18 protein-coding genes are annotated in these 13,115 nt (G+C 34.2%); 15 read left to right on the top strand and 3 right to left on the bottom strand.

All coding sequences use genetic code 11. The features are described 5' to 3' along the window. Positions 1 to 7 precede the first annotated feature (7 nt). The 15 genes from EGD97_RS10845 (at position 8) to EGD97_RS10775 (ending at position 11,618) form a co-directional block, all read left to right on the top strand. Positions 8 to 226 carry an SHOCT domain-containing protein gene (locus tag EGD97_RS10845; RefSeq protein ID WP_127837339.1) on the top strand — a complete coding sequence of 73 codons (219 nt, stop codon included), beginning with the start codon at positions 8 to 10 and terminating at the stop codon, positions 224 to 226. Between the two features lie 61 nt (positions 227 to 287). Then, entirely contained in the window at positions 288 to 1,856 is a 1,569-nt protein-coding gene (locus EGD97_RS10840) for a recombinase family protein (RefSeq protein WP_127837338.1), read from the top strand. After that, complete coding sequence (locus tag EGD97_RS10835; RefSeq protein ID WP_228202018.1) at positions 1,856 to 2,311, top strand: recombinase family protein; 456 nt, start codon at positions 1,856 to 1,858, stop codon at positions 2,309 to 2,311. Before EGD97_RS10840 ends, EGD97_RS10835 begins: the two co-directional genes overlap by 1 nt. Beyond that, positions 2,274 to 3,842: a recombinase family protein gene (locus tag EGD97_RS10830; RefSeq protein WP_127837336.1), complete on the top strand. Its 1,569-nt coding sequence runs from the start codon at positions 2,274 to 2,276 to the stop codon at positions 3,840 to 3,842. Before EGD97_RS10835 ends, EGD97_RS10830 begins: the two co-directional genes overlap by 38 nt. A gap of 231 nt (positions 3,843 to 4,073) precedes the next feature. Then, the gene (locus tag EGD97_RS10825) at positions 4,074 to 4,535 is read left to right on the top strand and encodes a MarR family winged helix-turn-helix transcriptional regulator (RefSeq protein WP_127837335.1); all 462 of its coding nucleotides are present in this window, start codon (positions 4,074 to 4,076) and stop codon (positions 4,533 to 4,535) included. A 17-nt stretch (positions 4,536 to 4,552) separates the two neighbouring features. Continuing rightward, complete coding sequence (locus EGD97_RS10820) at positions 4,553 to 4,996, top strand: flavodoxin family protein (protein WP_127837334.1); 444 nt, start codon at positions 4,553 to 4,555, stop codon at positions 4,994 to 4,996. Next, complete coding sequence (locus tag EGD97_RS10815) at positions 4,993 to 5,685, top strand: nitroreductase family protein (RefSeq protein ID WP_127837333.1); 693 nt, start codon at positions 4,993 to 4,995, stop codon at positions 5,683 to 5,685. The genes EGD97_RS10820 and EGD97_RS10815 overlap by 4 nt, the downstream gene beginning before the upstream one ends. 37 nt (positions 5,686 to 5,722) lie before the next feature. Continuing rightward, positions 5,723 to 5,905: a hypothetical protein gene (locus tag EGD97_RS10810; RefSeq protein WP_127837332.1), complete on the top strand. Its 183-nt coding sequence runs from the start codon at positions 5,723 to 5,725 to the stop codon at positions 5,903 to 5,905. Between the two features lies 1 nt (position 5,906). Then, on the top strand, positions 5,907 to 6,422 hold the full coding sequence (locus EGD97_RS10805) for an SIR2 family NAD-dependent protein deacylase (RefSeq protein WP_228202020.1): 516 nt from the start codon (positions 5,907 to 5,909) through the stop codon (positions 6,420 to 6,422). Continuing rightward, positions 6,379 to 6,612 carry a hypothetical protein gene (locus EGD97_RS10800; RefSeq protein ID WP_228202017.1) on the top strand — a complete coding sequence of 78 codons (234 nt, stop codon included), beginning with the start codon at positions 6,379 to 6,381 and terminating at the stop codon, positions 6,610 to 6,612. The genes EGD97_RS10805 and EGD97_RS10800 overlap by 44 nt, the downstream gene beginning before the upstream one ends. 150 nt (positions 6,613 to 6,762) lie before the next feature. Beyond that, the gene (locus EGD97_RS10795) at positions 6,763 to 7,497 is read left to right on the top strand and encodes an endonuclease III domain-containing protein (RefSeq protein ID WP_027622177.1); all 735 of its coding nucleotides are present in this window, start codon (positions 6,763 to 6,765) and stop codon (positions 7,495 to 7,497) included. 223 nt (positions 7,498 to 7,720) lie between these two features. Beyond that, positions 7,721 to 8,845: a LysM peptidoglycan-binding domain-containing protein gene (locus tag EGD97_RS10790; RefSeq protein ID WP_027622176.1), complete on the top strand. Its 1,125-nt coding sequence runs from the start codon at positions 7,721 to 7,723 to the stop codon at positions 8,843 to 8,845. 51 nt (positions 8,846 to 8,896) lie between these two features. Then, positions 8,897 to 9,739: a GIY-YIG nuclease family protein gene (locus EGD97_RS10785; RefSeq protein WP_027622175.1), complete on the top strand. Its 843-nt coding sequence runs from the start codon at positions 8,897 to 8,899 to the stop codon at positions 9,737 to 9,739. Positions 9,740 to 10,359: 620 nt separating this feature from the next. Further along, positions 10,360 to 11,073, top strand: a complete 714-nt coding sequence (locus EGD97_RS10780; RefSeq protein WP_127837331.1) for a DUF3800 domain-containing protein — start codon at positions 10,360 to 10,362, stop codon at positions 11,071 to 11,073. A gap of 17 nt (positions 11,074 to 11,090) precedes the next feature. Then, positions 11,091 to 11,618, top strand: a complete 528-nt coding sequence (locus EGD97_RS10775) for a hypothetical protein (RefSeq protein WP_127837330.1) — start codon at positions 11,091 to 11,093, stop codon at positions 11,616 to 11,618. A gap of 588 nt (positions 11,619 to 12,206) precedes the next feature. Here EGD97_RS10775 and EGD97_RS10770 read toward each other — a convergent pair. The 3 genes from EGD97_RS10770 to EGD97_RS10765 all read right to left on the bottom strand — a co-directional run. Continuing rightward, the gene (locus EGD97_RS10770) at positions 12,207 to 12,389 is read right to left on the bottom strand and encodes a hypothetical protein (protein ID WP_127837329.1); all 183 of its coding nucleotides are present in this window, start codon (positions 12,387 to 12,389) and stop codon (positions 12,207 to 12,209) included. 25 nt (positions 12,390 to 12,414) lie between these two features. After that, the gene (locus EGD97_RS12445; protein WP_164850206.1) at positions 12,415 to 12,600 is read right to left on the bottom strand and encodes a hypothetical protein; all 186 of its coding nucleotides are present in this window, start codon (positions 12,598 to 12,600) and stop codon (positions 12,415 to 12,417) included. A 3-nt stretch (positions 12,601 to 12,603) separates the two neighbouring features. Further along, a partial coding sequence (locus EGD97_RS10765; RefSeq protein WP_164850205.1) for an IS3 family transposase occupies positions 12,604 to 13,115 on the bottom strand: 512 nt, incomplete at its 5' end.

The following is a 13,115-nucleotide window of genomic DNA, read 5'->3' as shown; positions in this document are numbered from 1 at the left end:
TGCTTGAATGATAGAAGCGGCTAATCATTTACCATATAACCCGCAGGAAACGAACTATACAAAGATAACGCAGGAGGAAATTCAAAGAGAGGTAGATTACTGGCGGGCATATAAAATCCTGCAAAAGATGCTTAAGGCGGGACTGATTTCAGAAGAAGAATTCAACAAAATCGACAAGTTGAACCGCAAAACTTTCTCGCCGATGTACGCACAGCTTATGGCCTAATTAGCTTGCTATTAGCGGCACATAGAGGTAACATGTCACATGCCCAAAGGAGGTGAAAACAGTGAGAAAGGTAACAAGGATTGATGGAAACAATGCTCTCCAAGCTTTCAAGCCAAAGGTAAGAGTGGCAGCTTATTGCAGGGTTTCAACAGACAGTGATGAGCAAATGGCAAGCCTGGAAGCACAAAAGGACCATTATGAATCCTATATAAAAACAAATCCTGATTGGGAATTTGCGGGGATTTACTATGATGAAGGCATATCAGGCACAAAAAAGGAGAACCGAACTGGACTTTTAAGGCTGCTTGCAGATTGTGAAAACAAGAAGATTGACTTTATTATAACCAAGTCAGTCAGCAGATTTGCCAGAAATACAACCGACTGCATTGAGATGGTGAGAAAACTTACGGATCTCGGTGTTTTCATCTATTTCGAGAAAGAGAATATAAACACACAGCGCATGGAAGGCGAATTGGTGCTGACAATTTTGAGCAGTCTTGCAGAAAACGAGTCATTATCCATTGCAGAAAATAGTAAGTGGTCTATCAGGCGCAGGTTTCAAAACGGAACATACAAGATTTCATACCCTCCCTATGGTTATGATTATATGGATGGAAAGCTATTTATCAATAAAGAACAGGCTGAAATCATAAAGCGGATTTTTTCTGAAGCTTTGGCAGGTAAAGGTACACAGAAAATTGCAGATGGGCTAAATTCGGATAAAATCCCAACAAAGAGAGGTTCACATTGGACAGCGACCACTATCCGCGGTATTCTTAGCAATGAAAAATATACTGGGGATGTCCTTCTGCAAAAAACCTATACAGATGAGAATTTTAAGCGGCATTATAATCGTGGGGAAAAAGATCAATACATGATAAAAGATCATCATGAAGCCATTATATCCCATGAGGAATTTGAAGCCGCCCAAGAGATAATAAAGCAAAGAGGAAAAGAAAAAGGTATAATTAAAGGAAGCAGCAAGTATCAAAACCGCTACCTGTTCTCAGGGAAAATCAAATGCGCAGAATGTGGCAGCAATTTTAAGCGTCGAACGCATGGCAGCGGTAACCGTAAATATATTGCCTGGTGCTGCACAAAGCATATAAAGGACGCATCAAGCTGTTCCATGAAGTTTGTCAGAGAGGATGCAATCCATCAGGCCTTTGTTGTAATGATCAATAAGCTTATTTTCGGTCATAAATTCATTCTAAGACCATTGCTACAAAGTTTAAAGGAAACAAATTACTCAGATAACATAACAAAGATTCAGGAGATGGAAACAAAAATCAAAGAAAATACAGAGCGAGTTCAGGTGATTATGGGACTTATGGCCAAGGGATACCTGGAACCCGCTCTTTTTAATACACAGAAAAATGAGCTGCTTAAAGAAGCGGCCTTATTAAAGGAACAAAAAGAAGCCATAAAACATACAATCGATGGGAGTCAGACTATCCTCTTTGAGGTTGAAAAGCTTCTTAAATTTGCAACAAAAGCTGAAAAGCAGATTGATGCATTTGATAGTGAAATATTTGAGGATTTTACCCGCGAAATCATTGTGTTTTCACAAGAAGAAATAGGTTTCAAAATGAAATGCGGGTTGAACTTAAGGGAAAGGCTGGTGAAATAATGAGCCATATACTTTTTGGATATACCATTCAAAACGGTAGGGCTGTAATTAATGAAGAGGAAGCAGTTAAAATTAAGAAGCTATTTGAGGCTTATCTTTCCGGGCTTTCTTTAACCGAAGCGGCGCAAAAAGCGGGTATTAAGCGTTACCATACATCTGTTGCAAGAATGCTGGCAGATAAACGGTATGTTGAGTACAAATTCTATCCGCCAATTATCAGCAAGGACACATTCGAAAAAGCACAACTGGAAAGACGCAGACGAGCTGAGGCGCTTGGCAGGATTTATGAACATAAAGGAAATGAAAAGAAATGCCTGAATTTTAGGTTTCATGCTTCAATGCCAGATAATCTATACGATGATCCATTTCAGCAGGCAGAGTATGCTTATAGTCTTATCAAGAGCGAGGTGATTTTAGATGACAACCAGGAATGTTACGATAATTCCTGCTCGTAAGCGAATTGGGAATAGTGCAAAGGCCGAGGAATTGCCTAAGCTTCGGGTGGCAGCCTATTGCCGTGTTTCTACGGACAGCGAAGAGCAGGCAACCAGTTATGAAGCGCAAATTGAGCACTACACAAACTATATCAAAAGCAATCCCGAATGGGAGTTAGCAGGTATATTTGCAGATGAAGGTATTACCGGAACTAACACAAAAAAGCGTGAAGAATTTAACCGGATGATAGAAGAATGCATGCAGGGTAAAATCGATATGATAATTACGAAATCTATCAGCCGGTTTGCAAGAAATACGCTGGACTGCCTAAAGTACATAAGGCAGCTTAAAGAAAAAAATATTCCGGTTTACTTTGAAAAGGAAAATATAAACACATTGGATTCCAAAGGAGAAATCCTGTTGACCATTATGGCATCTTTGGCACAGCAAGAAAGCCAATCGTTAAGCCAGAATGTAAAACTGGGTATTCAGTACCGATATCAGCAAGGAAAAATCCATATCAATCACAACCGGTTTCTTGGCTATACAAAGGATAAGGATGGCAATTTAGTTATCGTACCTGAAGAAGCTGAGATCGTTAAACGCATTTACAGAGAATACCTCGAAGGTTCCAGTATGCTACAGATAGCTAGGGGTTTGGAGGCTGACGGAATTCTGACGGGTGCAGGCAATCCCAGATGGCATACCAGCACCATCAATAAGATTTTAAGAAATGAAAAATATATCGGTGATGCGCTGCTGCAGAAAACCTATACGGTAGATTTTTTATCGAAGAAAAGGGTACCCAATAACGGTATAGTTCCACAATACTATGTAGAAAACAGCCATGAGCCCATAATCCCGCGTGAAATCTTTATGCAGGTTCAGGAACAGCTTGTCAAAAGAAGATGTGTGCATATAAGTAAGAACGGAAAGAAGAGAAACTATAGCAATAATCATCCTTTATCACAGATGGTCTTTTGCGGCAACTGTCATGAAATATTTCGAAGGGTTCATTGGAATAACCGAGGAAAGAAATCAATCGTATGGAGATGCGTCAGCAGATTGGAAAACACCGGTTTGTTTTGTACCGCTTCCACTATACTTGAAGATACGCTTAAAGAGAAAATTGTAGAAGCCATCAATGTAGCAGTCAGCGGAAAAAACTCTTTTCTGGCCATACTGAAGAAGAATATTGAAACCGTATTAAGCGAGGATTTGGATGAGAGTACGGCAGATATTGATAAAAGGCTGGAAGAACTCCAAACCGATTTGATCCAAAAGGCAAATTCAAAGGAAGCATACGATAATATTGTCAACGAGATTTACCGTTTGCGGGACTTAAGGCAAGAAACACTTTCGAGAAACGCTCTCCGTCAAGATAAAAGGGATCGGATTGCTGAGATGACGGACTTTCTTAATATGCAAACCGGTGATATTACGGAGTTTGATGATAAACTGGTCAGAAAACTGGTTGAAAAAGCAACGGTATATGATGACAGGATATTGGTTGAATTTAAGTCTGGGTTAGAAATAGAAGTGAATCTATAGGATTAAAATAAGATTGCCGCCAGTTGAGGAGGAAACCTTCTTAATTGGCGGCATTTTTATTTTATATAAATGTATAAAAATATAGATTTTGATTTGAATATTTACATTTGCAGTAGATCAAATTTTAAACGCATTGACAAGTATTAAAAATATAAGTATAATAGTTAATAGCTTAACTATGAATAACTTAACTATAATCATAGTTTAGAAATAATTCAAAGGAGAAGAGGTATGAAACAAGAAATAAAAATGGAGTTTTTACGTTCATTATTTAAATTAAGAAGCTTTTTAAATGCTGAATTCGGAAAGGATAGTAAAGCATCAAATAGTAGTATCAACATACCAGAATATATATTAATGAGAGAAATTGCAGTTACCTCTGCCAGTTCTAACAGTAATACCACTTTATCAGATATACGAGAATATTTGTCGATTACAAAAGCAGCCGTTTCTCAAATTCTAAGATCTCTCGAAAATAAGGGGCTTATTATTAGAGATGTTGATAAAAACGATCGCCGGAATTTAATTATAACAATAACGCCAGAGGGACAAGAGATGCTAAGAATTAAAGGTGAGGAATTCAATGAGAGATTCAATAAAATAACAAATGCTTTAGGAGAATCTGATATAACGCAGATGATTGAAATTATCAATCGTATGAGCAAGACGCTTTCTCAAATTAAAGATCAGTAAAAACAGGGGGGGTTCTTATGAAAGTAGCAATTGTATACTATTCCCAACATCATGGAAATACAAAAAAACTTTTGGATGCCATTAAAGAATTGTATGATGTAAAACTAATTAATGTGGTTGAATGTAAAAAGGAAGACTTATCTAATTACGATGTAATAGGTTTTGCATCCGGCACATATTATAGTAAATTCAGCGAGAAGGTTATGGATTTTGCCAGGAACAACTTGCCAAATAAAAAACAAGTATTTCTCATAAATACTTATGGTATAAAAGGAAATTACACAAAAGAAATAGAGCAGATCATTACAGAGAAATCCTGCCGGTTGATTGGAACTTATGGGTGTAGAGGTTTTGACACATTTGGGCCTTTTAAGTTGATTGGCGGAATTGCAAAAGGACACCCAAATGAAAGTGATGTGAAAGGAGCAATAGAATTCTTTAGGAGGATTGTTGAAAAGTGAAGAATGAATATATTACTAAGAGGAAATCGGTAAGAAAATTTGACAATTCAGCGTTACCAGATGAACTACTTACTAGAATCAAAGAAAAAATAAAGTTAGTTACACCTTTGTTTCCTGATATAAGATATTCGGTTGAACTTATTGAAGATAAGAATCCATCAAAGCAAAATGCACGATATTATCTTTTATTTAATAGCGAAGAAAAAAACGGTGCTTATGAGAATATTGGCTTTATTGGCCAACAGTTAAGTCTCTATTTCAGCAGTATAGGTTTAGGTTCGTATTTTAGAATGGCAAAACCGAATGTAAATTCAAATAGCAGCTTGCCATATGTTATCTGCATGCCTTTTGGAAAGCCTGCAGAACCATTGTTTAGAGAACTGTTCGAATTTAAAAGAAAGGAATTATCTGATATTTCTGAAGGCTCAGATATTCGTATAGAAGCTGCGAGGCTTGCACCCAGTGCGCTTAATGAGCAAGATTGGTATTTTATTGCTGAAAAAGGTTTTATTCATTGCTACCGTAAAAAACCAAACGTCATTATGAACTTTATAAAAAATAAACTTAATTGTATCGATATGGGTATTGCATTATGCCATATATACGAAGAAAGTGAAACTTTTGGCTATAAGAAGTTAGATACTGCCCCTAAGAAAAAAGGGTATATTTATATGGGTACAGTAATATAACTGAAGGTCTCTACGCATTGATAGCCAGATATTAAGATTGCAGGATTATATAGAAAAAAGTAAATACACAGTAGTAATAACAGGTGCTGAAATTTCTATATCAGCAGGTATTAAAGATATGCAGCACATGAATGTTTTAGAAGTTATGCAAATAATGTCACAGGTAATACTTCTAGTTGCACCCAATCATTATTACAAAATAGCTTGGAAAATCTTTTAAAATATATTTTGAAAACGGTCCAACTATCACGCATAGAAAATTGGCTGCATTAGAAAATGGCGGTAAGATTCAAGGTATAATTACTACTAATATTGACTGTCTTCATTTCCTGGCAGGTTCGAAAAATGTTGCTGAAATACAAGGGAGTTTTGGTGTGAATCAGTGTATCAAGTGTGGAGAGCAATACAATAATGTTCATATTTGGAATCAGAGAAAAATTCCACGTTGCAAAAAATGTAGTGGAGCAATATCAGCATTTCCGGTTCGTAGCCATGTTGGACTACTAAGTGAAGATGTTAGAAAAGCGAGAGAATGGATTTCCAAAGCTGAATTAGTCATAATAATTGGTGCACAAGGTTGTTATAGTGGTGTTTATTTTAATTACATTTTAAAATACGCAAAAATAGTACATATTAATCCTAATCCGACACAATTCGATAAAATTGCTGAAATAAACATTCATAAAAAGGCAGATGAGGTGTTCAGCTTATTTAAACGGAAAAGTCGTTCTGCTTAAAGATAATAAACCAGTTTATATAGTCTTAAAATATGATGAAAACAATTTAACTGATACAGGAATTGACATGAATGAAATGTCTAACTATACACTTCATGAAGCCATGAGAATTGTCTTATCAGAGGCAGAAAACAAAACGATGCATGCAGCTGAACTTGCCGATGAGTATATAGGCGTAGGCTGTATTTAAAAAAGGATGGCAGTAAGGCGGAATATACACAGATTAGGGCGAGGTGTGGGCATTACCCGGATATGTTTGAAGCACTGCCGGGAAACCTTATCAGATTAAAAGATAAAGTTTAGTGCTAAGCTTGAGGAAAAGCTATGGAAAGGTGATAATATGGCGGAACACTTGCTTGTAACAATAGGAAAAGCACGATTTAGTGATTCAGAAAGACATCTTATTCCTTTTGTTAATGACATAGAACAAGATAAATTTCTTAACGATATTGAAAACACGCCCCATGCTTTTGTTTTAGCCTGCTTGATGGATAGGCAGATTAAAGCGGAGCGAGCGTGGTCAATTCCCTTTAGAATAAGGGAGATTATAGGAAGCTTTAAAATTGATGATTTAGCCAGCGTTTCACTTGAAGAGTACAAGAATATTTTTAATAGAAATGTCTTGCATAGATTTAACGATACAATGGCGGAGGTATTTTATTCTGCAATTCAGGATATTAAAGTAAAGTATAATGGGGATGCTTCGCGAATATGGAGCAACAATCCTAGCAGCGCAAAAGTAGTTTATGAATTCTTGCAGTTTAAAGGAAGCGGCAAAAAAATTGCTACAATGGCAGCCAATATTCTTGCCAGGCAATTTAAGATTCCGTTTTCGGATTATTACTCAATTGACATATCACCAGACGTACATATTTTAAGGGTAATGCGACGGACCGGGCTGGTTGATAGTAATGCTGATTTAGATTCGATCATCTATAAGGCAAGAGAGTTAAATCCTAAGTTTCCAGGGATAATAGATTTTTCATGCTGGGAGATTGGGCGTACCTGGTGCAGACCGAATAATCCGAATTGTAGCGAATGTATTATTAATTCTGAATGCAAGAAGAGAGTATAAGTTGCAGAAAAATGATATGGAAGAGCCAAGAACAACTGTATAGAATGGTTTTTCGAATTTTCTAAATAGAAACTGGACCGGCAAGAGAGAAGATAAACAAACTTTCAATTACGGAGACCATAAGTACCATGTTTAATGTGGAAAAACTGGATACAATTCTTGAGATTAACTATTTATCATAATAAAAATATGTTTTGAGGTAGAGTGGCTTGGGGTGATTCAGTTGAAATTCATAAGTTTTCTGCTTGTATTATGTTTAGCAATGATCAACCTTGTTGGATGTGGAGAAGTAGAAGAAACACGAGAAAAAACATTACCGGATGGCAGTAAAATTATAGTAGACACTGGAGGAAAGATCTTAACTGAGGAAAAGGTTGAACCGCTTGAGGGATATACTTATGATGAGGATACAGGACGGTATATTAACGAAACTACCGGCATTTGGTATGTAGTCGAAAATGGGCAAAAGATAATACCATCCGAAGAATATTTTGATCGTGACAAAGTAGTTTCAATTTCGGGGATTGGCATTGCTGACCGCCCGAATGATGTCTGGGAGCTAAAAGAGGTACGGGAAATAACCATTCAATCAGGAGATACGTTGGTTGACGTTATCAACCCTTACTTTATGAATGAGCATTTCAGAATGAATTATGAATGGTATGCCAAACAAGTTCTAGAGATTAACAACATTACTGACCCTAACATTATCAAAGCGGGAGATACCTTGAAGATACCGATTTATATTGACAAAGGAGCAAAAGATTCAAATGAAGAAAGTGCTGGGGATAATCATGAAAATAAAAATATGCTTTCAAAAGAAGAGATTATTCAATTAGTTGAAAGTATAGATCCATACCAATTGAAACCTGCGATGACACCAAAAGAAAGGTATGATTTAAGGACTGAAATATACAGCAAAATTCCTAAAGACAAAATTCACAACTTTTCCCATGCTATCCAGTCCAGTGCGTTACAGCTTTATAGTATTGTGTCTGATGATAGATATATTGAGCTTATTGATAAGAATCATCCAAGATGGGATGCTTATGATGAAAATAATTTATTTGGGATAGTAACTGTATTATCAGGAGTTGAGAAGTATGTGGATTATAAGCCTTTGCAGGAAGATATTGACGCTGTAAAAAAACTGTGCAATGAAGGTCTCAAGGAGCGAAATATATTAAAAATAATTGATGCTAATAGAATACTGCAAGATCTGTCAAGGCATTTAATAAGAGTACCATACCAAGGAGAAGGGGAAGAAAAAGTAGATTATGGTGATATTCATAATCTATACTTCAAGGCAACTAAAACGCTTGAAGGTGCTCATAATTTTTTTAAGTGACAACAATATTCCTACGAATAATAATGACTATAATTAAAAGGAGTTAATGAAGTGAAACTGTCTGACATTCTTCAACTAAAAGGATTTACCAACAATAGAATAAAAGTAGTTAGGCATACGACCGACAGAAATGAAATCAGAAATATAATTGAAGCAGGTCATTTTGAATTATATCAATCATATCAAAAAACAAATGTTTTTAAAGATACAGAATATATAATTGTATTTCGTGCATTAGAAGGCAGAAAAGCCCTTTTACAAGGGGTTTATAAAGTGAATAAAGTGCAGAAAGTCTCAAAGCTTCCAGACGTGCTTAATCCTATTATTATTTTAGAAAATTGGGGGGCAGGACCTTTTTATTTCTATGATTTAATTAGGGACTATTCATTAAGTGAATTAGAAGAAAGGTTAGTCATCGATTGGGGCAGTTCTACAGTTTCTTGGTGTCAGAAAAAACTTGATAAAGATGTAATTGAAATTTTACCAAAGGGATTTGCAAAAACATTTTTGGGATATGAAAATGTCATTTTAATGTTCGATGAGCTAGAAAAAATAATAAAAAATCCAGATGTGAATAGGCAGTGGAAAATGATGCTATCGAATGTTTATGGAGTATATTTAATCCTTGATACAACAAATGGGCAACAATATGTAGGTTCTGCCTATGGTAAAGACGGTATCTGGGGCAGGTGGAGCGACTATGTGCACACAAAACATGGGGGGAATAAAATACTTGTTGATTTATTGACTAATGATCCTGTGAGGTATAAAAAATTCCAGTTTAGTATATTGAATGTTCTTCCGAATTCTTCTTTGCGCGAACAAGTGATACAACTTGAGCAAATAACAAAAGCAAAATTGGGGACGAAAACGTTTGGATTGAATTCAAACTAAATTGTTGTATGCAAACTTATATTAACAATGAATCGCTACATATTGATATGTTCCCACGAACCTCGGTTTTTTTAAAAACAGCCAAAAACCCATTGACATGTTCCCGTAAACGTAAGGTGCAGAAAATCAGCCCAAGACATCAATCCAAGCGGCTCGTGCCATGTGGAGTGTGTGGTGAAGATAGAGAAGAAATAGCTTGAAATCAAAGGCTTGGGCAATTTGCCCCTTTTTCTTTTGTGTGTTTTATGTTTCCGTAGACTAAGGTTTTGAAGGAATTTGAACCCCCGGGGGTGCACTTTTTGGCAAATATAAGTTGGGGGATAAAAATATAATGGGGATTTGTGGGAAGGTATAGGAGTTCATGTATTAGGTTGTTAATGAATACGTTCATCAATATGAAACTTGAGAACAGCATTTGTTCATTTATAGAATTTAATTTTTATATATAGTATAATTGATCATGGATTAAGGATAAGAGTTTAGTTGATTTAGATAATCTGCCCGATCCTGATAAACTTGCTAATGATATTATTGAGAACTTATAAGCAGTATTGGAAAACTTCAAATCAATATTAGATATTTTATAAAAAGTTATTAATTTCATAAAAGGTGGTGAATGTGTGAGTATATTATATAATATATATTGTGATGAAAGCTGTCACTTGGAAAATGACGGTATAAATGTTATGGTGTTAGGAGCAGTGTGGTGTCCTCAAAATAAAGTAAAAGAAATAAATAATAGAATAAGAGCTATTAAAGAAAGGAATGGTGTAAATCCAAATTCAGAGTTAAAATGGACAAAAGTTGCACCAGTGAAGAAACAAATATATATGGATATAGTAGATTATTTTTTTGATGACGATGATTTACATTTTAGATGTTTGGTTGTGCCTGATAAAAGTAAATTGAATCATAAGGCTTTTAACCAAACTCATGATGAATGGTATTATAAAATGTATTTTAACATGTTAAAAATAATTTTTAATCCTAGAGATAAATATGAGGTTTATATAGATATAAAAGATACGAATTCAAGTTATAGGGCAAAGAAATTACATGAAGTTTGCTGTAATGATATTTATGATTTTTCAAAGAAAATAATTCAAAGAATACAGCCAATTAGATCGCATGAAGTGCAAATAATGCAAATAACTGATATTTTAATAGGGGCAACGGGGTACGCAAATAGGTTTTTTCCACAAGATATAAAAAAAAGCGAAGTAAAACAGGAAATAATTGAAAAGATAAGGACTCGCTCAGGATATAGGCTAACAAAAAGTACCCTATATAGAGAGGAAAAATTCAATATATTTGTATGGGATACAGAATTTTAACTTAAAAGGTATTAGATATGATCAATTGTGAGTGGTTACCCAAATTAGAGCCTTATGATGCAAATATTGAGTGGAAAAGCTATGAAAGTAAATTGTATGATATATTTGTCAATGATTTTATTAAAAGTACTCCAATATATCAAAATAATAAAATAGCGATCAGAAAACACCCTATAGAGATGGGAAAAGAAGAAGCTTTTTTTCATGTTACATGTCAGGATTATTTGAAAGATGGAGAACGTGTTCCAGATTTAAGAAGATGTGAGCGAATTAGATGGGTAAGAAAGTTTATAGAAAATTATAATTGTAAAAGAAATTGTGAATTTTGTTCAGGAATGAAGGTATGGGAAAAACCCTATAAAAATACAGTTAGAATTCATATACTATTAGAGGAAGAAAGATATATGGTGGTCTTAGAAAAGAGAGAGAAGTATAATTTGTTAATAACAGCATTTTATATAGAGCATGACCACACGATGAGAAAAAAACTTGAGGAGTATGAAAAATATAAAATAAAATATAAAGCAAAAGACGCCTCTTTATAAAGAGACGTCTTCAGGAACTCCTTCTACAACTGGTAGATGAGCTACCTTTATTTTATCATATTCTACAAAAATGTCAACTTGGATTAAATATTTAATCACCTGATTGGGAATTTAAATATTAACCATACAGGTTGATATAGATATGATATATAATATAAATATGCGCAAGTTTATAATATTTATACTATATATTATAAAATTTTTTAAAAATATTATTTTGATTTCATATTTAAATAATTCATATAATCAACACAGCAGCGGTATTTTCTAAAAGAGCCTAAGCCGGATCTTTTTAAATTAAATAGTGGTATTTTATTTGCAGAAAACTTTTTCCTTTTCCTTTATGAATTGTTATTAGTACAAGTAGAAGATGCTATTACATATCTACACTTGATGAGAAGAAAAAATTAGCAATTTTTTATCTATATTAAATACTAAGGTTAAAGAGCAAAATAAAAAATTGCAGTATATGAAACTTTGGAAAAAAGGCTTACCTCAACAAATGTTTGTTTAAGTTGTAATTAAAGCTTCTAATCTTTGATACTGTAAAAACAAAACCACCGATTCATTCATAGTCAGTGGTTTTAACTATATTTTTCCTAAAAAATTAGAATTAGGTATATAAGGAACATTTAATTTATGACCTCTGTTATTTAGTAGCTGTGCCTTTATCATAGCAAGCTCTGTATGAACTCCTAGAGTACAAGCTATTTGATTATAAGTACAAGTTTCATAAGCAAACGATAGAAAGTTATCATCATATTGAAACATATTTATTCCAATACCTCTATAGAAATTAAAATGGAATTTCAAAGTCCTCAATATCGTTGCTATCATCGGTTTGATGATTAGGCTGGAAATCTTCTAAATTAACTATTTCAATACTGTTAACCTCAATCCCAAGTTCTGAATTAAGATTATTCATAATTATTTCTATGTTTCTATTAGTATTTAATTGGATTGTCAACACTTTTTTGTACAATTTTTATTCGGTCATTTTTGCTAGGCGATATTCTACTGGAGTCATATAATTCAGAGAACCATGAATACGTTTGTTGTTATACCATAATACATAACTTCGTAATTCTTTTTTAAACTCTTCCAAATTCTTAAAAATCTTATTAAATGCAAATTCTGTTTTTATAATTTTATACCCAGCTTCAGCAACTGCATTATCATAAGGGCATCCTTTTTTGCTTAAGGAACGCTGTATCTTAAAAGCTTCTATAACTTCGTCTATTATCTTATTTTTAAATTCATTGCCCCTGTCAGTATGGAATATTTTTACTTTACTTAAATTTATATTAGTACTCATAAACGATTCATAAACTAATTCAGCATCTTTTTTAGGGCCTGCTGAATAACCTACGATTTCTCTATTAAAGAGGTTGATTAATAGGCATATGTAATGCCATTTACCAGCCACATTAACATATGTAAGATCACTTACTACTATTTCTAGATCACTTCTATTATCAAATTCTCTATTTACTATAT

This window comes from Clostridium prolinivorans, from assembly GCF_004011155.1.
GTDB lineage: Bacteria > Bacillota > Clostridia > Clostridiales > Clostridiaceae > Clostridium_AT > Clostridium_AT prolinivorans.
Note: the sequence above shows the minus strand (reverse complement) of the source record. Positions and strands in the feature narration are given on the sequence as shown.